Annotated in this window: 19 protein-coding genes; 8 read left to right on the top strand and 11 right to left on the bottom strand. The window is 68.5% G+C overall.

Going from position 1 to position 19621, the window contains the following annotated elements; all coding sequences use genetic code 11:
* Positions 1-2 precede the first annotated feature (2 nt).
* Positions 3-1421 (top strand): YadA family autotransporter adhesin, encoded by a 1419-nt coding sequence (locus GFK26_RS26645; RefSeq protein ID WP_153284597.1) that lies wholly within the window; start codon positions 3-5, stop codon positions 1419-1421.
* Between the two features lie 254 nt (positions 1422-1675).
* Here the strand turns inward: GFK26_RS26645 and GFK26_RS26640 are convergent, their stop codons facing one another.
* The 7 genes from GFK26_RS26640 to GFK26_RS26610 all read right to left on the bottom strand — a co-directional run bounded on the left by GFK26_RS26640 (position 1676) and on the right by GFK26_RS26610 (position 10116).
* A complete protein-coding gene (locus tag GFK26_RS26640; protein ID WP_153284596.1) occupies positions 1676-3988 on the bottom strand; it encodes a glycoside hydrolase family 3 N-terminal domain-containing protein in 2313 nt (770 codons plus the stop codon).
* A 100-nt stretch (positions 3989-4088) separates the two neighbouring features.
* Entirely contained in the window at positions 4089-5327 is a 1239-nt protein-coding gene (tcuB, locus tag GFK26_RS26635) for a tricarballylate utilization 4Fe-4S protein TcuB (RefSeq protein WP_153284595.1), read from the bottom strand.
* The gene (tcuA, locus tag GFK26_RS26630; protein ID WP_153284594.1) at positions 5311-6738 is read right to left on the bottom strand and encodes an FAD-dependent tricarballylate dehydrogenase TcuA; all 1428 of its coding nucleotides are present in this window, start codon (positions 6736-6738) and stop codon (positions 5311-5313) included. The genes tcuB and tcuA overlap by 17 nt, the downstream gene beginning before the upstream one ends.
* 77 nt (positions 6739-6815) lie before the next feature.
* A complete protein-coding gene (locus GFK26_RS26625) occupies positions 6816-7742 on the bottom strand; it encodes a LysR substrate-binding domain-containing protein (protein ID WP_153284593.1) in 927 nt (308 codons plus the stop codon).
* Between the two features lie 7 nt (positions 7743-7749).
* Positions 7750-8628: a bile acid:sodium symporter family protein gene (locus GFK26_RS26620; protein ID WP_153284592.1), complete on the bottom strand. Its 879-nt coding sequence runs from the start codon at positions 8626-8628 to the stop codon at positions 7750-7752.
* A gap of 106 nt (positions 8629-8734) precedes the next feature.
* Positions 8735-9502: a class II aldolase/adducin family protein gene (locus GFK26_RS26615; protein WP_153284591.1), complete on the bottom strand. Its 768-nt coding sequence runs from the start codon at positions 9500-9502 to the stop codon at positions 8735-8737.
* Positions 9503-9525: 23 nt separating this feature from the next.
* Entirely contained in the window at positions 9526-10116 is a 591-nt protein-coding gene (locus GFK26_RS26610) for an HD domain-containing protein (RefSeq protein ID WP_153284590.1), read from the bottom strand.
* A 132-nt stretch (positions 10117-10248) separates the two neighbouring features.
* Between GFK26_RS26610 and GFK26_RS26605 the strand changes: the two genes are divergently transcribed.
* From GFK26_RS26605 to GFK26_RS26575, 6 genes are all read left to right on the top strand, one after another.
* A complete protein-coding gene (locus GFK26_RS26605; protein ID WP_153284589.1) occupies positions 10249-10971 on the top strand; it encodes a Crp/Fnr family transcriptional regulator in 723 nt (240 codons plus the stop codon).
* Between the two features lie 452 nt (positions 10972-11423).
* A complete protein-coding gene (locus tag GFK26_RS26595) occupies positions 11424-12752 on the top strand; it encodes an MFS transporter (RefSeq protein ID WP_153284587.1) in 1329 nt (442 codons plus the stop codon).
* 9 nt (positions 12753-12761) lie between these two features.
* Positions 12762-13082 (top strand): ferredoxin family protein, encoded by a 321-nt coding sequence (locus GFK26_RS26590; protein ID WP_153284586.1) that lies wholly within the window; start codon positions 12762-12764, stop codon positions 13080-13082.
* Positions 13083-13119: 37 nt separating this feature from the next.
* Positions 13120-13734: a DJ-1/PfpI family protein gene (locus GFK26_RS26585; protein ID WP_153284585.1), complete on the top strand. Its 615-nt coding sequence runs from the start codon at positions 13120-13122 to the stop codon at positions 13732-13734.
* Between the two features lie 108 nt (positions 13735-13842).
* Positions 13843-14247 carry a cupin domain-containing protein gene (locus GFK26_RS26580; protein WP_153284584.1) on the top strand — a complete coding sequence of 135 codons (405 nt, stop codon included), beginning with the start codon at positions 13843-13845 and terminating at the stop codon, positions 14245-14247.
* 145 nt (positions 14248-14392) lie between these two features.
* Entirely contained in the window at positions 14393-15016 is a 624-nt protein-coding gene (locus tag GFK26_RS26575; protein ID WP_194273959.1) for a helix-turn-helix domain-containing protein, read from the top strand.
* Here the strand turns inward: GFK26_RS26575 and GFK26_RS26570 are convergent.
* Complete coding sequence (locus tag GFK26_RS26570; protein ID WP_153284582.1) at positions 15013-16185, bottom strand: ABC transporter substrate-binding protein; 1173 nt, start codon at positions 16183-16185, stop codon at positions 15013-15015. The two genes, GFK26_RS26575 and GFK26_RS26570, sit on opposite strands and share 4 nt — an antisense overlap.
* Positions 16186-16281: 96 nt before the next feature.
* Between GFK26_RS26570 and GFK26_RS26565 the strand changes: the two genes are divergently transcribed.
* On the top strand, positions 16282-16830 hold the full coding sequence (locus tag GFK26_RS26565; RefSeq protein ID WP_153284581.1) for an energy transducer TonB: 549 nt from the start codon (positions 16282-16284) through the stop codon (positions 16828-16830).
* Positions 16831-16856: 26 nt separating this feature from the next.
* Here the strand turns inward: GFK26_RS26565 and trmB are convergent, their stop codons facing one another.
* The 3 genes from trmB to GFK26_RS26550 are packed head-to-tail and all read right to left on the bottom strand — an operon-like array spanning position 16857 to position 19606.
* A complete protein-coding gene (gene trmB / locus GFK26_RS26560) occupies positions 16857-17615 on the bottom strand; it encodes a tRNA (guanosine(46)-N7)-methyltransferase TrmB (RefSeq protein WP_153284580.1) in 759 nt (252 codons plus the stop codon).
* A complete protein-coding gene (gene gluQRS / locus GFK26_RS26555) occupies positions 17612-18517 on the bottom strand; it encodes a tRNA glutamyl-Q(34) synthetase GluQRS (protein ID WP_153284579.1) in 906 nt (301 codons plus the stop codon). Before gluQRS ends, trmB begins: the two co-directional genes overlap by 4 nt.
* Before the next feature lie 6 nt (positions 18518-18523).
* Positions 18524-19606 carry an NAD(P)/FAD-dependent oxidoreductase gene (locus GFK26_RS26550; protein ID WP_153284578.1) on the bottom strand — a complete coding sequence of 361 codons (1083 nt, stop codon included), beginning with the start codon at positions 19604-19606 and terminating at the stop codon, positions 18524-18526.
* Between the last annotated feature and the right edge of the window lie 15 nt (positions 19607-19621).

Below are 19621 nucleotides of genomic sequence, written 5' to 3'. Positions count from 1 at the left end.
ACATGAAGCGCAAGAACAGAACGCACAGCAAGACACTGCTCGGGCTGGCCGTGGCCCTCGGCTCCGCTGCGGGCATGGGCCTCGCCTCGGCCCAGCCGATCACCTGGGACCCGGCCAAGGGCAACCTAGGCATCGGCGACAAGGCCGGCACCACGGGTGTCACGGGCAGCAACGACTTGGCCATCGGCAAGGGCGCGGGCAACAACGTCAGCACCAACTGGAACCTCGCCATCGGCGAGGGCGCCGGCACCGGCGTGTCGGGCAAGAACGCGAACCAGGCCATCGGCTACTACGCGGGCACCAACGTGGTCGGCGGCTGGAACCAGTCGATGGGCCGCAGCGCAGGCCAGAACGTGACCGGCGACTACAACAACGCCGTCGGCTTCTGGGCCGGCACCGACGTGAAGGGCACCGGCAATGAGGCTTACGGCAGCAACGCCGGGCGCAACGTGACCGGCAACGCCAACCAGGCCTACGGCGGCGACGCGGGCCGCAACGTGAACGGAAGCTACAACCTCGCCACGGGGCAGGGTGCGGGCAGCGGCGTCACCGGCTCGGGCAACCAGGCCTCGGGCCAGATGGCCGGCGCGCAGGTGGCGGGCAGCAACAACGTGGCGATGGGGCAGTCCGCGGGCGGCGGTGTGCAGGGCAACCAGAACCTGGCGCTGGGCACGGCCGCGGGCCAGGGCGTGGTGGGCAGCCACAACATCGCGCAGGGCAGTGGCGCGGGCCAGAACGTCATGGGCACGGGCAACATCGCCATTGGTGCCGATGCCGGCGTGTACGTCAACGCGAACCAGGCGATCTCGCTGGGCAGTGCCGCACGCGCGAGCGCCGACAACGCCATCGCTCTCGGCAGCAACGCCTCGGCCTCGCACGCCAACAGCGTGGCGCTCGGCGCAGGCAGCACGACCACGCGCGGCGCGCAGTCGAACTACGTGGCGGTGGGCATGAGCGGGCTGCAGTCGTCGGCCGGCGAAGTGGCGCTCGGCAACCGCCAGCTCACCGGCGTGGCGCCTGGCAGCGCGCCCGACGATGCGACCAACGTGGGCCAGGTGCAAGGCATGGTGCAGCAGGGCGTGAGCACGGCCAACGCCTACACCGACAGCGTCGCCGCGCAGGGCCTGCCGCTGGGCAAGGCCTACACCGACCTCACGGCTGCGCGCCTGCAGAACCAGATGGACGAGAACGCGCGGCGCGCCTATGCGGGCATCGCGGGCGTCGCTGCGATGGAGGCTGCACCTGTCGTTCCCGGCAAGATCAGCTATGCCGTGGGCTTGGGCAACTTCCGCAGCGAAAGCGCGATGGGCGGATCGATCCGTCGCACCTCGCAAGATGGGCGCTACAGCGTGACGATGGGTGTCGGCGCGAGCAGCTCTGGGGTGGTGAGCCGGGTGGCATTCACGGGGGTGTTCGACTGATCTTGTTCAGGGCGACGATCCCGCCGACGGGGTACCTTGCTCCGCGAATGTCCCCCCCCTTCGGCTCCTCCTTGATTTCGCTGCGCAAGGCACCCCATCGACGTGATCGTCATCAGTGCAGTTGTTGATCGGCGAGCACCCACAGCGTGCCTTGTGCGCAGGAAACTGGGTGCTTCCCGCAGCGAAATCAAGGAGGAGCGGGGGACATTCGCGGAGGGAAGTACCCGGTGGCCTGGGCACACGCCCTGAAGAATTCACTCCCGCGTCAACACGAAGCGCTTGCGAATCCCATCAGCAGCCGAAGGCGCGACCCACAGATCGATCTCACCCGGCTCGACCACAGGCTTCATGTCCCGCCCCAGAAACTGCAGGTCGTCATTGCCGACAGTGAACTCGACCACCTCCGACGCCCCCGGCGCGATCCGCACCTTGCGGAAGTTCTTGAGCTCCCGCACCGGCCGCGTCACGCTCGCCGCGCGTTGCGCCAGGTACAGCTGCACCACTTCTTCCGCCTCGCGCGTGCCCGTGTTCGTGACGGTGGCGCGCACGCGCAGCGTCTTGCCGATGGCGAGGCGGTCGCTGCTCAGCTCGACCTGGTCGTAGCGCACCGGCGCATAGCCGATGCCGAAACCGAAGGGGTACAGCGCCTCGTTCGTCGCGTCCAGGTAGCGGGTCTTGAAGGCCGTGCCCGGCGCGCTCTCGGGCGAAGGGCGGCCGGTGCGCTTGTGGGCGTAGTAGTAGGGCACCTGGCCAGCCGTCTGTGGAAAGCTCACGGGCAGGCGGCCCGAAGGGTTGGCGTCGCCGAACACCACGTCGGCGATCGCGTGGCCGGTCTGCACGCCGAGGAACCACGTCACGAGGATGGCGCGCGCATCGCGCACCGCGCCCTTGAGCGCCATCGCACGGCCGTTGCTCAGCAGCACGACCACTGGCTTGCCGGTGGCGGCCACGGCCTCGGCCAGGTCCTGCTGCGCCTGCGGCAGGCCGATGTCGGTGCGCGAGCGCGACTCGCCCGACATCTTCTGGCTCTCGCCGATGGCCAGCACGACCACGTCGGCTTCGCGCGCGGCGGCCACGGCGGTTTCGATGCCGCCCGGCAGCGGCGATTCGACGTTCGCGCCGCGCGTGACGGTCAGCCGCGATGCCTCGATGCCCAGCGCGGCGTGCAGGCCTTCGTCGATGCCCACGGGCGCGGACTGGCCCGGGAACAGGCTCCAGGAGCCCATCAAATCCTTGGTGCCTTCGGCGAAGGGGCCGATCAGCGCGATCTTTTGCGGGCCGGTCTTGGCCAGCGGCAGCAGCTGGCCTTCGTTCTTCAGCATCACGATCGAGCGGCGCGCGCTCTCGCGGGCCAGTGCGATGAAGTCGGGGTTCTCCACGCGCTGGTCGGCCGGCGGGCCGTCGAGGCCGCGCATGGGGTCGTCGAAGAGGCCGAGCTTGAGCTTGACGCGCAGCACGCGCCGCACGGCCTCGTCGAGCCGCGCCATCGGCACTTCACCCGAGGCCACGAGGTCGGGCAGGTGGCGGATGTACAGGCCGCTTTGCATGCTCACGTCGGTGCCGGCCATGAAGGCCAGCTTGGCGGCTTCGCGGCTGTTGGCAGCGTGGCCATGCTCGATGAGTTCTTCATCGGCCGTGTAGTCGGACACCACGAAGCCCTTGAACTTCCATTCGTCGCGCAGCACGCCGGTGAGCAGCGCGGGGTTCGCGGTCGAGGGCACGCCGCCGATCTCGTTGAAGGCGCTCATGACCGACAGCGCGCCCGCATCGAGCGCCGCGCGGAACGGCGGCAGGTAGACCTCGCGCAGCGTGCGTTCCGAGAGTTCGCTCGTGTTGTAGTCGAGCCCGCCCTCGGCCGCGCCGTAGGCCGCGAAGTGTTTGGGCGTGGCCAGCATCGAGTCGGCGTTGGCGAGGTTGCTGCCCTGGAAGCCGCGCACGCGCGCTGCCGCGAACTGGCGCGCGAGGTACGGGTCTTCGCCCACGCCTTCGAGGCCGCGGCCCCAGCGCGCGTCGCGCGCGATGTCGACCATCGGCGCGAAGGTCCAGCGAAAGCCGTCGGCCGTGGCCTCGACCGCCGCCGCGCGCGCGGTGCGCTCGGCCAGCGCGGGGTCCCAGCTCGAAGCCTCGGCCAGCGGCATCGGGAAGATCGTGCGAAATCCGTGGATCACGTCGGCACCGAAGATCAGCGGAATGCCCAGGCGCGACTCGCGCACCGCCACCTGCTGCAGCCGCCGCTTGCCTTCGAGTCCGGCGTTGTTGAACAGGCCCGTGAGGCGCCCGTTGCGCACGTCCTCGGTCTCCTGCTGCCCGTTGCGCCAGCCGGCCTGCGGGTTGTTCGGAATGTTGATGTCCGCCGGGCCGTAGAGGCTGAGCTGGCCGGCTTTCTCCTGCAGCGTCATGCGCGCGATCAGCGACTCGATGCGCGTTTCCGCTGAATCGATCGCATGGGACGCGTGAGAGGGCTGGAGGGCTTTGGGAACGGACGCCGCAGTGGCGGGGGGAATCAGTGCGGGAAGGGAGAGGGCGGACAGGACGAGGGCGAGAACGGCGGCTTTTCGAACGTGCATGGCCGCCTATTCTGCAGACAACGCCCGCCGGCCCCGGCCAGCGGGTTTCCGCCCTGGGCGTAGGGACTTGTCCGACCCGGGTGGTTTCAGGCCGTGCGGATCAGTCGGCACCCAGCCGCAACCGGCTGGGCAGGCGCTTCTCGATGGCGAACTTCAACAGCGCCGCGCAGCGGAAGATGCCGTGCGCGAACTTGCCGTAGGGCAGCGTGAGAAAGAGCGCCATCACCACACCCAGGTGCACCGCGAGCAGCAGCGCCATGAAGGTCGTGTCGCGCCACGCGAGCAGCGCCAGGCCGGTGAGGCTCGTGAGCAGCAGCAGCGCGATGAAGCCGCGGTCCATCGGACGCTGCGCCACGTCGCCGTGCGCGGCGTGGCGCCGCAGGTTGAGCCACAGCAGGCCGACGGGGCCGATCACGAGGCCGATGCCGCCCGTGGTGCCCAGCAGCACCGGCAGGCTCGTGAGCGCGTAGGGCGCATGCAGGTCGAACAGGTAGTGGTACAGCGTCGCCACGCAGGTGGAGGCGAAGCACAGCATGAAGCCGTAGAAGGTGAAGTGATGGAAGCGCCGGCGCCACAGCGTGAAGCGATCGTCTGCGTTGTTGCAGCCTTCGCCGTGGCCGCCGTCGAGGTAGGTCAGGCGCAGCGCGTCGTGCGCGGCTTTGGCGCTCGCTGCGCGGCGCACGCCCGGCAGGTCGGGGGCATTGCCCGGGTCGTTCGCAGGCGAAACCTCGCGCCAGAAACGGCGCGTGCCCATGGCCAGCGCGAACATCACGAACAGGAACACCACGCCGAACACGAGTGCGAGGAAGTTGTGCGGAAAGATCGCGTAGAAGTTGCCCGCGAGCGGCTCGTGCAACAGCGAGCCCGACATCGCCACGGCCAGCACCAGGAACAACGCGAGCCCGCCGGCGAGGGCCAGCGCCACGGTGAGCCCGGCCTTCTTGTAGAGCGCGCCCATCGCGGGTGGCCAGGCGTAGTCGTGGTAGGTCTGCAGGCGCACCTGCGCCATCGCCTGCGGCACGTTCACCGCGAACTCGTGCGGTGGCGCGTACTGGCAGGCATGCAGGCACGCGCCGCAGTTGTGGCACAGGTTGGCGAGGTAGTGCGTGTCGGCCTTGCCGAATTCGAGCCGGCGCGTCATGGCGGGGAACACGGCGCAGAAGCCCTCGCAGTAGCGGCAGGCGTTGCAGATCTGCAGGATGCGCGCGACCTCGCTTTCGGAGGCGGTCAATGGCAGCGCGGGTTGGATCGGGATCACGCGCTGCGATGGCGACGGGGGGCTGCCGATGCCGTCGGCATCCGCACGGGCGCGTGCGACAAGGTCAGTGAGCTGCTGCAAGGGCGGTCTCCGGAAGGTGCTTCGAATGGTTCTGCGCCGCGCGTGCAGCCTGTGTCCCGGCGATGCGCCCGAAGGCCGTGCCGATGCTCATGCCCACGCCGGCCGTGTAGCCCTTGCCCAGCACGTTGCCGGCCATCATTTCGCCGGCCACGAAGAGGTTGGGGCTCGGGCGTCCGCCGAAGCGCACCGCAGCGGTTTCGTCGACCTTCAGGCCGAGGTACGTGAAGGTGATGCCGGGGCGCAGCGGGTAGGCGTAGAAGGGCGCGGTGTCGATCGGACGCGCCCAGTGCGTCTTGGCGGGCGCGAGGCCTTCGGTGTGGCAATCGTCCAGCGCCGTGTGATCGAAACGGCCGACGCGGCAGGCGGCGTTGTAGTCCTGCACGGTGCGCACGAAGGTCGCTTCGTCCAGGCCGATCTTCTGCGCGAGTTCGCCGAGCGTGGTCGCCTGCGTGCCGGTAAACACGGGTGGCATGAAGCGGCCGACCGCCTGCTGGTCGATGATGGACCACGCGATCTGCCCCGGCTGCTGCGCCACGAGGCGGCCCCAGATTGCATAGCGCTTGGGCCAGAAATCTTCGCCCTCGTCGTAGAAGCGCTGCGCGTCGCGGTTGACCACCACGCCGAGCGACACGCAGTCGATGCGCGTGCAGATGCCGCCGTCGTACAGCGGTGCGCGCGCATCGATGGCGACCATGTGGCCCTGCGACGGGTCGCCGATGCTGTCGGCACCCGCGGCGATCATGTATTTCAGCAGCACGCCCTGGTTGAAGCGCGTGCCGCGGATGAGGAAGTTGTCGGCCGGCCACTCGCCGCGCTCGTTCTGGCCCCAGGCTTCGCGCAGCCATTCGCGGTTCGATTCAAAACCGCCCGAGGCGAGCACACAACTCTTTGCTTCGATGCGTTCGCCGGCTTCGGTGCGCACGGCCACGAAGCGGTCACCGTCGAGTTCGACCGAGGCCACGGGCGTGTCGTAGCGGATCTGCACGCCCAGCTTCTCGGCACTGCGGAAATAGGCGTTCACGAGTGCCTTGCCGCCGCCCATGAAGAAGGCGTTGGTGCGCGCCACATGCAGCGCACCCGACAGCGGCGGCTGGAAATGCACGCCGTGGCGGCGCATCCAGTCGCGGCAGTTCGACGAGGCGCGGATCACGAGGCGCGCCAGGTGCTCGTCGGTGAGGCCGCCGGTCACCTTCAGCAGGTCTTGCCAGTACTCCTCTTCAGGGTAGGCCTCGACCAGCACGTCCTGCGGCGCGTCGTGCATGCAGCGCAGGTTGCGGGTGTGCTGCGAATTGCCGCCGCGCCATGCTTTGGGCGAGGCCTCCAGCAGCAGCACCGAAGCGCCGGCCTCGCGCGCCATCAGGGTGGCGCACAGCGCGGCATTGCCGCCACCGACAACCAGTACGTCTATCACTCGTGGGTCTCCTTGGAATGCAGGAGACTTTAGGGAGCGCGGCCTTCACGCGAAAGGCCGATTGAGGCAACAGGTGTTCAGCTTTCGAGAAGACTTGCACCAGCCCATCGGCCTTCGCTGACCAGCGTGCGGGCCGTTTCGGTGACCACCACGCGCGCGGCCAGGGCGGCGGGCGAGAGCTCATCGTCCGACAGGCTCACGAGCAGGTTGCGGCGGCCGACGTGGGCGTCGGAAATCTGCGTGAGTTCGAGGTCGTCGCGGTCGTGCCGCGCGGTGGCGGCGCCGGGCTGGATGGTGGCGCCGTGGCCGGCGCGCACCGCGTCCATCAGCAGCGCCAGGCCGTCGACCTCGGCCACGATGCGCGGTGCCACGCGCGCCCGCGCAAAGGCGGCCATCAGCGTGGCGCGCAGGCCGTGGCTGCCGCTGGGCAGGATCAGCGGCACCTCGGCCAGTTGCGACAGCCGCACCTTCGCGCCGGTGGGGCGCGGGGTGAGCGTGGGCGAGGCGATGACGAAGAGCTTTTCGGCCAGCAGCGGCGCGACGCTCCAGCGCCGCGGCGTGTCGGTCTGGAACAGCACGGCCAGGTCGAGCTGGCGCGCATGCAGCATGGTCGTGAGGTGGCCCGACAGCGCTTCGACCATGTGCAGCCGCACCTCGGGGTAGCGCGCCTGCATGGCCTGCATGAGCGGCACGCCCAGCACGGTGGCGGTGGTGGGCGCCAGGCCCACGCTCACATGGCCCGAGAGGCGCGCCTGCTGCGCAGCGCGCACCGCATCGTCGGCATGGCGCAAGGTGAGCTGTGCCTGGTGCAGGAAGGCCAGGCCCGCGTCGGTGGGCGTAACGCCGGTCGAGCTGCGCTGCAGGAGGCGCGTCGAGAGCTCACTTTCGAGCCGGCTGATCTGCTGGCTCAACGCCGAGGTGACCACCCCCAACTCCACGGCCGCGCGGCCCATGCTGCGCAGCTCGCAGACCTTGACGAAGTAGCGCAGTTGTCTCAGTTCCATGCGCGCATCATGGCGCAGGCACAGGGGTGGGTTGGCCGCGCCGCAGCAGCAACCATCCGAACAGCGGGGCCGTGATGTACATCACCACCGAGTAGATCGCGGCCGGCAGCGCGAGCGGAAAGCTCCCGAGCACGCTCACCGCGATGAAGATGGCGAGCGTGGAGTTGTGGATGCCGATCTCGTAGCTGATGGCGGTGGCCAGCGGCTTGTCGAGGCCGGCCGCGCGGCTCAGGTAATAGCCGGCCAGCAGGCTCACGAGGTTGAACAGCAGCACGGGCAGGCCGATCTCGGCGAAGGTGGAGGTGATGGTCTTCCACTCGTTGGCGATGGCGAGCACGGTGACCACCGCGAGCACCACTGCACTGAAGATCTTGGTCGGCTTTTCCATGCGTGCCGCAAAGCCGGGCTTGCGCGATGCGACGACCATGCCGATGGCCACCGGCACCAGCACGATGGCGATCACCTCGACCAGCTTGCGCGTCTGCAGCGGCACCACCTGGCCGCTCGGCGCGAAGTGGTTGATGGCCCAGTTGGCGATGAGCGGCAGCGTGACGATCGACAGCAGCGTGTTCACGGCCGTGAGCGAGATGTTCATCGCCACGTTGCCGCCGAACAGGTGCGAGAACAGGTTGGCCGAGATGCCGCCCGGCGAGGCCGCCAGCAGCATGAGCCCGATGGCGAACACGGGCGACAGCCCGAAGCCCACGACGATCGCGTAGCAGGCGAGCGGCAGCCCGATGACCTGCAGCACGAGCGCGAGGGTCACGGCCTTCGGGTGCTTGAACAGGCGCCGGAAATCGTCGAGCGAGAGCGACAGCCCCAGCCCGAACATCACGAGCGCGAGCGCGCCGAACAGGAACCGGGTCACGATGAGCGTGGTGTCCATGGGGTGTTGTCTCCTCTGTCGTTCTTCGTGAACGAACTTAAAAAAATGGCTGCCGGCACCCGTCGCGTGGGCGCTGGCAGCCGGGAAACCGGGTCGACGCGCGGTCTTATTGTTTGTAGCTGTCGTCGATGCGGTCGAGTTTGCGGATCAGCGAAGGCCAGACGAACATGCCGCCGAGGCCGCCGCTCTGCACCTTCATCGCCTGGCCCACGCCCTCGATGATCTTCGGGTTCACGTGCGTGAGTTCGCCCCCGCCGGCCTGCGCGGCGATCTGGATCTGGCAGGTGTTCTCGAAGGTGTACATCGAAAGGAAGGCGTCGGCAATGGTCTTGCCGCAGGTCAGCAGGCCGTGGTTGCGCAGCATGAGGAAGTTGGCATGACCCATGTCCGCCTGCAGGCGCGGCTTCTCGTCGTCGCGGAAGGCCACGCCTTCGTAGTCGTGGTACGCGAGCGAGGCCAGCACGAAGGTCGACTGCTGGCTGATGGGCAGCACGCCGTTCTTCTGCGCGCTCACGGCAATGCCGGCCTTGGTGTGGGTGTGCAGCACGCACTGGATGTCTTCGCGCGCGGCATGCACGGCGCTGTGAATCACGAAGCCCGCCGGGTTCACGGGGTAGGGCGAATCGATGATCTTGTTGCACTGCTGGTCGACCTTCACGAGGCTCGACGCCGTGATCTCGTCGAACATCAAACCGTAGGGGTTGATCAGGAAGTGATGCTCGGGGCCGGGCACGCGCGCGCTGATGTGCGTGAACACCAGGTCGCTCCAGCCGTACAGCGCCACCAGGCGGTAGCAGGCGGCGAGGTCGACGCGCAGCTGCCACTCTTCGGCGGAGACGAGCTTCTGGATTTCGGAGGCGGAGGTTGCGTTCATGGGGATGTGTCCTTTGTCTGGGCTCAGGCCGTGGCCTGCTCGGTGAGCACGGTCTTGTAGATGCTCTGCTTGGGCTGCGCCATCAGGCGGCGCAGCATGGGTTCGAATTCGCTGATGGGCAGGGTCTCGGCCTTGGGGTCGAAGGCCGGGTTGTCGTAGAGCGCGCAGAACTCGGCCGTGCGCTCGTAGTGCGGGTGGTCCTTGAAGTTGTCGCGCATGTCGCGGTCCAGCCCGATGTGGTGGAAGAAGTAGTGGCCCTGGAAGATGCCGTGGTGCTGCACCATCCAGTGGTTGGCTTCGCTCACGAAGGGCTTGAGGATGGCGGCGGCAATGTCGGGGTGGTTGAAGCTGCCGAGCGTGTCGCCGATGTCGTGCAGCAGCGCGCACACCACGTACTCCTCGTCGCGGCCGTCGCGCAGCGCGCGCGTGGCGGTCTGCAGCGAGTGCGTGTAGCGGTCGACCGGAAAGCCGCCGTAGTCGCCTTCGAGGATCTGCAGGTGCTTGATCACGCGCGCGGGCAGGCCGCCCGTGAACTGCATGAACTCGCCGCCGATCAGTTGCCAGTCTTCGCGCGTGCTCTCTTGCATGCTCTTGAAACTTGCCCGTGCATTCATCGTGTGGGTCTCCGTTCTTGGGGGAATGGCGGTCACTGTAGACCTGCGCTTGACCTTCAACTGTCAAGAATTTGACAATGCAGGCTTCTGGTAAACCCGCCTCCGGGTGTCTTTCCTCTCCCTTTTTCCCTCATGGCCACCTCGACCAAGCCGCGCCTTTCGGCCGCGCACCGCACCGCGCTCGACGGCAACCCGTGGTTCACCAGCATGCCGCGCTTACAGCGCGACGCGCTGGTGGGCGCGGCCGAGCTGCTGCACGTGCGGCGCGGCACGATGGTGTTCCGCCAGGGCGACCCGATCCATGCGGCGGGCGGCGGTTTCTACGGGCTGGTGGCGGGCACGATCAAGATTTCGTCGCTGCGCCAGGACGGGCGCGAGGCCATCCTGGCGGTGCTGGAGCCGGGCAACTGGTTCGGCGAGATCACGCTCATCGACGGCTCGCCGCGCACGCACGACGCCACCGCGCTCGAAGCGCTCGACCTGCTGGTGGTGCCGCCGGAAGCTTTCGCGCGGCAGATGCGCGACGTGGCGTTTTCGAACGCCATCGCCGCGATGCTGGCCGCGCGCGTGCGCATGCTCTACGGCCTGGCGGAAGACGCCACCTTGCGCAGCCTGCGGGCGCGCGTGGCGCACCGGCTGTTGGTGCTGGCGCGCGGCGACGCCACGCAGTCGGTGCACCTGCGGCACGAACTCATGCTCTCGCAGGAGGCGCTGGCCATGATGCTCGGCGTGACGCGCCAGACGCTGTCGAAAGAACTCAACGCGCTGGCCACCGAAGGCGTGGTGTCGCTGGGCTATGGGCGCATCGTGCTGCTGTCGCTTGAGGCGCTGCAGGGGCTGGTACGCACGGGGTGAGGGTCTTGTCCATGGTTTCCGGGGCGGCGCCGCGCACTGGCACAAGCCCGAGAAACACCCCGAGAGCTTCTGCCAGCAGCTGAGCGCCGATGAAGGCCTGGTGATGGGCCTCACGCAAAAGGCGCCGCGGGCAACGTCTGTGCGGCAAGCAACGCGGCATCGATGCGGGCCGCGAGCGAGGTGCGTGCCTGGGATGGCATGGTCCTTGCGAAAAGTATCCCGATGGGAAACAAATTCACCAGAATGGGGCAACTCCAAGCGAGAGGTTCCCAGATATGGGTGAGTTTTTCTTTCTCAGGGAAAGCGATATGTTTCCCATTGGGAAACAAAACTAACCTTCGAGCAGCTTCCATCGCCCGTGCATGAAAACGGGCAGCCCACGCCGCCACCGCCCTTGAGGCGGGCGGTCCCCGTCAGCAGAGCCAACAACCTCGCATCGGAGAGCCACCACCATGAATCACCCCGCAAACCCTGCCCTGGCGCAGGAGGGCCGGTCGGCCGAGACCGACACCTCCGAAGTCAGCCGTGTCGTGTTCGCCAGCTCGGTCGGAACCATCATCGAGTGGTACGACTTCCTGATCTACGGCACTGCCGCCGCGTTGGTCTTCAACAAGATTTTCTTTCCCGCCGACGACCCGCTGATGGGCACGCTGGCGGCGCTGGGCAGCGCAGCCGTGGGCTTCTTCGCGCGGCCCTTCGGCGGCGCGGTGTTCGGCTACTTCGGCGACCGGCTCGGCCGCAAGTCGATGCTGCTGATGACGCTCGCGATCATGGGCCTCGGCACCTTCGCCATCGGCTTGTTGCCGACCTACCAGCAGATCGGCATCTGGGCGCCGGTGCTGCTGATCGTGCTGCGCATCGTGCAGGGCATCGGCTTGGGCGGCGAGTGGGGCGGGGCGGCGCTGATGGTGCTCGAGCACGCGCCGAAGCACCGGCGCGGCCTGTGCGGCAGCCTGGTGCAGGTCGGCTTTCCGATCGGACTGATCCTGTCGGCCGGCGTCTATTCGATGGTGTCGACCTTGCCCGAGGAGGACTTCATGTCCTGGGGCTGGCGCGTTCCTTTCCTCTTGAGCGTGGTGCTGGTCGCGCTGGGCGCTTTCATCCGCACGCGGGTGTCCGAGTCGCCGGTGTTCCTCGAGATGAAGGCCAAGAAGGAGATCGCGCGCAACCCCTTCGCCGAGGCCGTGTTCCGCGATCCGAAGAACTTCCTGATCGCCGTGGGCCTGAAGATCTGCGAGGTCTCGTGGGTCTACATGCTCACGGTGTTCATGGTGGTCTACGCGACCAAGAACCTGGGCCTGCCCAAGGAGATGCTGCTCAACGCGATCATGGTCGCGGCGGCGATCGAGGTGGTGACGATTCCGCTGTTCGGGTGGCTGTCGGACATCATCGGACGCCGCCCGTTCTACTTCGCGGGCACGCTCTTCACCATCGTCTTCGCGTTCCCGTTGTTCTGGCTCGTGGACACGCGCGATCCGTGGATCATCATCGCCGCGACCGCAGTGGCGCTGAGCTTCGGCCACGGCCTGATGTTCGGCCCGCAGGCCACCTACTTTCCCGAACTTTTCGGTGCGCGCGTGCGCTACACGGGAGCCTCCTTCGGGTTCCAGGTGTCGGCCGCCCTCGGCGGAGGGTTGGCGCCGATCCTCGCCACTTTGCTGGTGAGCAAGCTCGGCGGCACCGCGGGCGTTTCGATCATGCTGATCGGCCTGGCCTGCGTCACCCTGGTGGCGGCCTTCTTCGCGCACGAGACGCGCGACGAATCGGTGCGCAATTTCTGAGCGCGGCGCATGACCTTCGTCGTCACCGAAGCCTGCATCGCATGCCGCTACGGCGAGTGCGTGGCGGTGTGCCCGCAGAACGCGTTCCACGAAGGACCGAACTTCGTGGTCATCGATCCGCGCGCCTGTGCCAACTGCGGCCTGTGCGAGATGGTGTGCCCGGTGCAGGCCATCCGTCCCGCGGCCGACCTGGCGCAGCGCGACTGGCTCGAACTCAATGCGCGTCTCGCAGTGCAGTGGCCCGTGGCGGTCGATACCCAACCCTTGGCCGATGCCGACGCGTATGCCTTCGACACCGCCAAGCGCGAGCGCCTGATCCTTCAGCCATGACTTCATTGCCTCTTTCATTCAGAACGGAGATTTGCGAATGCGCATGACCTTCCTGCTCTACGAGGGCATCGAGCCCGTGGACCTCGCCGCCATCGGCGTGGTCTCGATGGCCCGGCGCGTGATCCCCGAGCTCAGCTACGAGACCGTGTCCTTCGATCGCGCGCCGGTCACGCTCGCCAACGGCCTGCAAGTGCTGCCAAGCACATGCTTCGACGAGGTGCACGAGGTCGACGTGTTGCTGGTGCCCGGCGGGCCCGGCTGGCGCGCCGCCGCGGGCGATGCGCGTGTGCTCGCGTTCGTGCGCCGCGTGGCACCCACGGCGCTGGTCTGCTCGGTGTGCACCGGCGCAATGATCCTTGCCGAGGCCGGCGTGCTCGACGGCCTGCACGCGACCACCAAGTTCGAGGTGGTGCCGCCCGAAACCTCGCCGCTGGACGAGCTGCGGCAACGCTATCCCACGGTCCGGGCCGAGCCCGCGCTCGTGGTCGACAACGGGCGCGTGGTCACCGGCGGTGGCGTCACGCTGTGCATCGACGCCACGCTGTACCTGATCGCGAAGCGCTTCGGCAAGGCGCCCGCCGCCGAGGTCGCCCGGATCATGGAATACGGCGCCGCGCGCGAAGCCAACCGGCTGCGTTTTTCCGCTGCCTGATCTTCAATTCTCAAAAGTTGTCCAATGGGAAACTTCGATCTAGAATCGAATCTACCCGCTGAGGCGATGTCCCCGTCCCCCAACCATCATCCACAGGAGTCCCACACCATGTCCGCTGTCTTCAAGGAGCGCCTCTCCGGCAAGTTGCAACCCACCATCGGTGGTTCCGTCTACGTCGATCCCGCCACGCTCGAATGGCGGCCCTCGCAGTTCCCCAAGATCCAGATGAAGGTGCTCTACCGCAACGACGAGTCCGGCGAGATGACGGTGCTGCTCAAGTGGGAGCCCGGCGCGGTGCTGCCATTCCACAAGCATCCCGAGATCGAGCAGAGCTGGGTGCTCGAGGGCTCGTTTTCCGACCACGACGGCATCTGCCGCGCCGGCCAGTTCGTCTGGCGCCAGCCGGGCTCGCTGCACGAGACGCGTTCGGACGAGGGCTGCACCATCCTCGCGATCTACCGCAAGCCCAACGTGTTCTTCAACGCCGCGGGCTTCGAGGCCGAGAAGAACTGAGCCGCGTCGGCGCGGCGATGGCCGCCTGGGCAACTGGGTGTGCCGAGCGGTAAACCGGTTCCGTTAAATTCGGCGCATGGTTGCTTCAAAGAAAACCGCCCGATCGCCCCAGCGCGCGACGGCACCCGCCGCTTCCGCTGCGCCGATGGCCCCGGCGGCACCCGCGATTCCCGCCGAGGTTCCGGCGCATGTCGATCTGGGCGTGCGCCTCAAGCAACGTCGCCTCGAGGCGGGCCTGACGCTCGCGGCGCTGGCCGAGCAGGCCGGCTTCGGCAAGGCCTACCTCTCGCGCATCGAAAGCGGCAAGAAGGTGCCGCCGATCGGTTCGCTGGCGCGCATCGCGAGCGTGCTGGGCATCGAGGCCGCGAGCCTGCTGACCGACACCGCGCATGCGCAGCAGAGCTGGCGCGGCGTGAGCCTGGTGCGGCATGCCGACAAGCGCCCGACCGTCATGGGCGGCAGCGCCTTCGGCTACGACTACTTCGCGCTCACCGATGCCACCACCGATCGCGCGCTGCAGCCCTTTCTGTTCACCTTCCCCGACAAGGTCGACAAGTTCGTGTTTTTCGAGCACGAAGGCGAGGAAATGATGCACGTGCTCACGGGCCGCGTGGAGTGGCAGGTGGGGGTGGACAAGTTCATCCTCGAACCCGGCGACACGCTGCACTTCGACGCGCGCATTCCGCACCGCGGGCATGCGCTGTCGGGGCCGGCCACGGCGTTGGTCGTGATCTATTCGCCGATGGGCTACCAGCAGAACCTGGCTTAACGCAGCACGCGCCCGTCGGCCGAAATGCTGATGAGGTCGATGCTGCGCACGTTGTCGCGCAGGCCCGGACGCAGGTTGATGCGGAAGCCGCCCACGTCGTAGTCGGTCATCGCCGTCATCGTGCGCTGAAGCGTCGCGGTGTTGAAGCCGCGGCCTGCGCGGCGTACCGCTTCGCCTGCGGCCTTGGCGGCGATGAAGCCCTCGAGGCCTTCGTACGACGCGGTCTGGTCGGAGTTGTCGACCGCCGCGAGGTACTCCTTGACGATCGGAATGGCCGAGGGCCGCGGCGAGGGCACGACCTGCGAGATCACGATGCCGCCGATGTCCTTGCCCAGCTCGGCGTAGAGCGGGTCGATGCCGACGATCGAGAAAGCCATGAAGCTGCCCGTGTAGCCGCTCTTGCGCAGCTTGCGGATGGCGCCGGCCGTGGTGCCCGAGAGCGACACCAGCACGATGGCCTGGGGCGTCTGCTGCTGCACGGTCTTCAGTGCGGCGTCGAGCTTGTCGGCGCCCGCCGGCACCAGTGCGCTCGCGACCAGCGGCGGCAGCTTGAGTTCGGCAATGGCCTGCTCCGCGGCGGCCAGGCCGGCGCGGCCCATGGCGTCGTCGTCGCCCACCAGCGCGATGCGCTTTTGCCCCACGGTGGCGCACTGGCGCACGATCTTGAGGGCCTCGTCGATCATGCCGGGGCGCACATGGAACACGTTCGGATGCTCGGGGCCGCGCAGCGCGTCGGACGCGGCGAAGGGCGCAAAGAGCAGGCTGCCCTGCTGCGTGGCGACCTTGGCGCCGGCCTCGCTGCTGGCGGTGCCGACAAAGCCGAACAGCATGTCGGCCTTGTTCGCGCCGAGCAGCGTGCGTGCGTTGGTGGTGGCGCGTGCGGCGTCGTAGCCGTCGTCGAGCTGCAGCAGTTTCAGCTGCAAGCCCGTGGCGGCGTTGCGCGTGTTGAAGTCGCTCACGGCAAGGCGGCTGCCAGCCGCGAAGGCGTTGCCGATCTCGTTGGCGCTGCCGGTGAGCGGCACCGACTGGCCGAGCAGGACGACGCGGGCTGCGCCGGCTGCGGGGCGCGGCGTCGTCTGTGCCAGCAAGGGACGGGTGATGCCGAGGCCGCTTCCCAGAAGCAGCGTTGCGGAGGCTTTGCCCAGCCATGTCCTGCGAGACGCGTTCATTGGCTACCTTTTGCTAACAATAGTAAAAAAGTGTAGCAATTTCGAGGCCAGGACGGAAGGCGGGGGTGCTCCAGAATTGCCCTTATGAACTTGAACATGTCCTGGGTTTTGGGAGGGGTGTGCGTGGTGCTCGCCGGTTGCGTTGTGTCGCCCCCATCGGAGGTGGTGGAAAAAGCGCTGCCCGCGCCGGAGGTCGTCGTGCCCGTGGCTGCGCCGCTGCCGCCGCAACCGATGATCGACCCGCCGCCTTTGCCGCCGCCATCGATGATCGAGCCGCCACCGCTGCCACTGGCGGGGCCGCCGATGGCATTGCCGTCGGGGCCGACCCTCATGGCGGCCCCGCGCGCCGATCCGCGCGTTGCGGCGAACGCGGTCGTGAAAGACCCGGTGATCCGCCAGCGCCGCTATCCGAAGTACCCGTCCGCACTGGCGGAAGAGGGCATCGAGGGCGTGGTGGTCACCACCTTCTTCGTCAGCGTCGACGGCAAGCCCGAAGACATCCGCGTCGAACGCTCGCCGCACCCGCTGCTGTCGCGGGCGGCGACCGATGCGATCAAGGAGTGGCGCTTCGACCCGGCGCGCACGGCGGACGGGCGTGCGGTGCGCGGCGCGATGCGGCTGCCGTTCCGCTTCCAGCTCGAGTGAGCTGAGCGAGCTAATCTAATGCGCGCTCAGGCGCGCTTTTCGAACACCAGGTCCCACACGCCGTGGCCCAGCTTGAGACCACGGTTCTCGAACTTGGTGAGCGGGCGGTAGGCCGGCTTGTCCGCGTAGCCGGTGTCCGGCGCGGTGTTGCGCAGCAGCGGCTCGGCGGCCAGCACTTCGAGCATCTGCTCGGCGTAGGGCTGCCAGTCGGTGGCGCAGTGGATGTAGCCGCCGGGGCGCAGGTGCTGCGCCAGCTTGGTCACGAACTCGGGCTGGATCAGGCGGCGCTTGTTGTGGCGCTTCTTGTGCCACGGATCGGGAAAGAACACATGCACGCCGGCCAGCGTGGAGGGCAGCAGCATGTGGTCGAGCACGTCGACCGCGTCGTGCGCGCAGATGCGGATGTTCGAGATCGACTGCTCGCCGATGCGCTTGAGCAGCGCGCCCACGCCGGGCTCGTGCACTTCGCAGCACAGGAAATTGGTCTCGGGCAGCACGGTGGCGATGTGCGCCGTGGCCTCGCCCATGCCGAAGCCGATCTCCAGCACCGTCGGGCCGGCGCGGCCGCCGAAGGCCGCCGTCAGGTCGAGCGGCTCGGGCGTGTAGGGAATGAGGAACAGCGGGCCCAGCTCGGCGAAGGCACGGGCCTGGCCGTCGGTGGTGCGGCCGGCGCGCTTCACGAAGCTCTTGAGGCGGCGGTGCAGCGGATGCGGCTTGCCGTCGGCGGCGTCGTCTTCGGGAGGCACGGGCGGGAGGTCGTTGGACACGGTGTCGGGAATGTTCATGAGGGCCGCGAATTGTAGAGATCGCGCCATTCGGGCACCCAGCCGGCCAGTGCGGCGGTGCAGTCGTCGGCTGCCGTGGGGCGCAGGCCGAGGGCGCGGGCGGCGGTGTCGAGCGCGGCCAGCGCGGCTTGCTGCGTGGCGGTGTCGATGGCCGTGGCGCCGTTCTGCTTGGAGAGCTTGTCGCCGTCGGCGCCGCGCACCAGCGGTGTGTGCAGGTAGCTTGGCGTGGGCAGGCCGAGCGCCTGCTGCAGCAGGATCTGGCGCGCCGTGTTGTCGGCCAGGTCTTCTCCGCGCACCACGTCGGTCACGCGCTGCTCGGCGTCGTCGACCACCACGGCGAGCTGGTACGCCCAGGGGCCGTCGGCGCGGCGCAGCACGAAGTCGCCGACCTCGCGCTGCACATCCTGCTGCTGCGGGCCCAGGCGGCGATCGGTCCAGTGCAGGTCGCCGGTCGGCATGCGGTGTGCGGCAAAGCGCCAGGCGCGCGCGGGCTTGCCGTGCAGGCCGTCGCGGCAGGTGCCGGGGTAGACGCGCTCACCATGGCGTTCGTGCGCATGGCCGAGACGGGCCAAGGCGAGGTCGATGTCCTTGCGCGAGCAGCCGCAGGGGTAGGCGAGGCCGCGCGCCTGCAGCGCGGCCAGCGCCGCCTCGTAGTGGGCGGTGCGCTTCGTCTGCCACTCGGGCGGCTCGTCGGGGAGCAGCGCGCAGTCGGCGAGCTGCCGCAGGATGTGCTCGCCCATGCCGGGCAGGCAGCGCTCGGTGTCGGCGTCCTCGATGCGGATCAGCCAGCGCGCCTGGTCGCCGCGCGCGCGCACATCGAGCCAGCTCGCGAGCGCGGCCACCAGCGAGCCGGCATGCAGCGGGCCGGTGGGCGAGGGCGCGAAGCGGCCGGTGGCGCGCATCCTTTCTTAGAGAACGGCGAGGGCCAGTGAAAGGCCCGAAACGAAACCGTCTTCCACGCGATGGCCGATGCACCAGTCGCCCGCGATGCCGATGCGCGCCTTGGCGTCCCACAAGTGGGTCTGGCCGACCGGCACCTGCGTCTGCGCTTCGGGCCAGCAGCGGGCCTGCGCATGGCTGGGCGTGGCGTGGATGCCGGTGATTTCCGAGAAGGCGCGCAGCAGCTTGGCCTCGATGCGGGCGGGCGTGTCGCGCAGGTGTTCTTCCGACCAGGTGGCGCTGGCCTGCAGGGTCCAGCGCTCGACACGCTCGCGGCCGGGCTTGGACGATTCGCGCGCCAGCCACGCCACGCGGTGGTGGGTGCTGCGCGCCACGTTCCATTGCGGGCCGAGGTGCGACATGGTGGCCTGGTTGGCCTGGGGGAACGCGATCATCAGTGCCCAGCAGGGCGCGATGCGCACGCGGTCGATCTTGCGGCTCAGCGTGGCCGAGCGTTCGCCGTCGCCCAGCAGTTCGCGGGTGCGTGCGGGCGGCACGGCCAGCAGCACGGCGTCGAAGCCGGAGTACACGTGCTGCGAATCGTCGGCGCCGGCGGTGCGCAACTGCCAACGGGTGGCGTCGAGCGCGTCGGGCTCGATGCGGGTGACCTGGGTGCCGGTGACGAGGTGCTCGCCGAGCGGCGCGGCCCAGTGGGCCACGAGCGCGTCCATGCCGGGCTGGGCGACCCAGTGCGGCTCCAGCGAGGGCAGCGCCGCTTCGGCCACGCGGCCGTGGGCGTCGAGCACGCGCACGAGGTTGGCGCTCCAGGGGCGGCACAGCGCGGGCGTGGTGGCCAGCACCTGCGCAAAGCGCGGGTCGCGCACGGTGAAGTATTGGGCGCCGCTGTCGAAGCGGCCGAAGGCAGTGTCGATGCTCGCCATCCGCCCGCCCGGCGTGGCCTCGCGTTCGAACACCGTCACACGGTGCCCGGCCTGCATCAGCGTGCGGGCGCAGGCCACGCCGGCAATGCCGGCGCCGATGACGGCGTAGTGGCGGGCGGCGGCGGGAGTTCGGTGGCGGTCGGCGGTGGCGCGGGCTTTGGCTTTGGGCATGGCGGACTCTTTTCT

The organism is Variovorax paradoxus (assembly GCF_009498455.1).
GTDB lineage: Bacteria > Pseudomonadota > Gammaproteobacteria > Burkholderiales > Burkholderiaceae_C > Variovorax > Variovorax paradoxus_H.
This window is presented reverse-complemented; position numbering and strand designations above follow the sequence as displayed.

Bases quoted from the DNA above. Each gene is read 5' to 3' on its own strand.
- GFK26_RS26590 (WP_153284586.1), top strand. From the start codon at position 12,762: ATGACCTTCGTCGTCACCGAAGCCTGCATCGCATGCCGCTACGGCGAG.
- gluQRS (WP_153284579.1), bottom strand. From the start codon at position 18,517: ATGCGCGCCACCGGCCGCTTCGCGCCCTCGCCCACCGGCCCGCTGCAT.
- GFK26_RS26605 (WP_153284589.1), top strand. From the start codon at position 10,249: ATGGCCACCTCGACCAAGCCGCGCCTTTCGGCCGCGCACCGCACCGCG.
- GFK26_RS26580 (WP_153284584.1), top strand. From the start codon at position 13,843: ATGTCCGCTGTCTTCAAGGAGCGCCTCTCCGGCAAGTTGCAACCCACC.
- GFK26_RS26550 (WP_153284578.1), bottom strand. From the start codon at position 19,606: ATGCCCAAAGCCAAAGCCCGCGCCACCGCCGACCGCCACCGAACTCCC.
- GFK26_RS26645 (WP_153284597.1), top strand. From the start codon at position 3: ATGAAGCGCAAGAACAGAACGCACAGCAAGACACTGCTCGGGCTGGCC.
- trmB (WP_153284580.1), bottom strand. From the start codon at position 17,615: ATGAACATTCCCGACACCGTGTCCAACGACCTCCCGCCCGTGCCTCCC.
- GFK26_RS26565 (WP_153284581.1), top strand. From the start codon at position 16,282: ATGTCCTGGGTTTTGGGAGGGGTGTGCGTGGTGCTCGCCGGTTGCGTT.
- GFK26_RS26640 (WP_153284596.1), bottom strand. From the start codon at position 3,988: ATGCACGTTCGAAAAGCCGCCGTTCTCGCCCTCGTCCTGTCCGCCCTC.
- GFK26_RS26570 (WP_153284582.1), bottom strand. From the start codon at position 16,185: ATGAACGCGTCTCGCAGGACATGGCTGGGCAAAGCCTCCGCAACGCTG.
- GFK26_RS26585 (WP_153284585.1), top strand. From the start codon at position 13,120: ATGCGCATGACCTTCCTGCTCTACGAGGGCATCGAGCCCGTGGACCTC.
- GFK26_RS26595 (WP_153284587.1), top strand. From the start codon at position 11,424: ATGAATCACCCCGCAAACCCTGCCCTGGCGCAGGAGGGCCGGTCGGCC.
- GFK26_RS26615 (WP_153284591.1), bottom strand. From the start codon at position 9,502: ATGAACGCAACCTCCGCCTCCGAAATCCAGAAGCTCGTCTCCGCCGAA.
- GFK26_RS26575 (WP_194273959.1), top strand. From the start codon at position 14,393: ATGGCCCCGGCGGCACCCGCGATTCCCGCCGAGGTTCCGGCGCATGTC.
- GFK26_RS26625 (WP_153284593.1), bottom strand. From the start codon at position 7,742: ATGGAACTGAGACAACTGCGCTACTTCGTCAAGGTCTGCGAGCTGCGC.
- GFK26_RS26620 (WP_153284592.1), bottom strand. From the start codon at position 8,628: ATGGACACCACGCTCATCGTGACCCGGTTCCTGTTCGGCGCGCTCGCG.
- GFK26_RS26610 (WP_153284590.1), bottom strand. From the start codon at position 10,116: ATGAATGCACGGGCAAGTTTCAAGAGCATGCAAGAGAGCACGCGCGAA.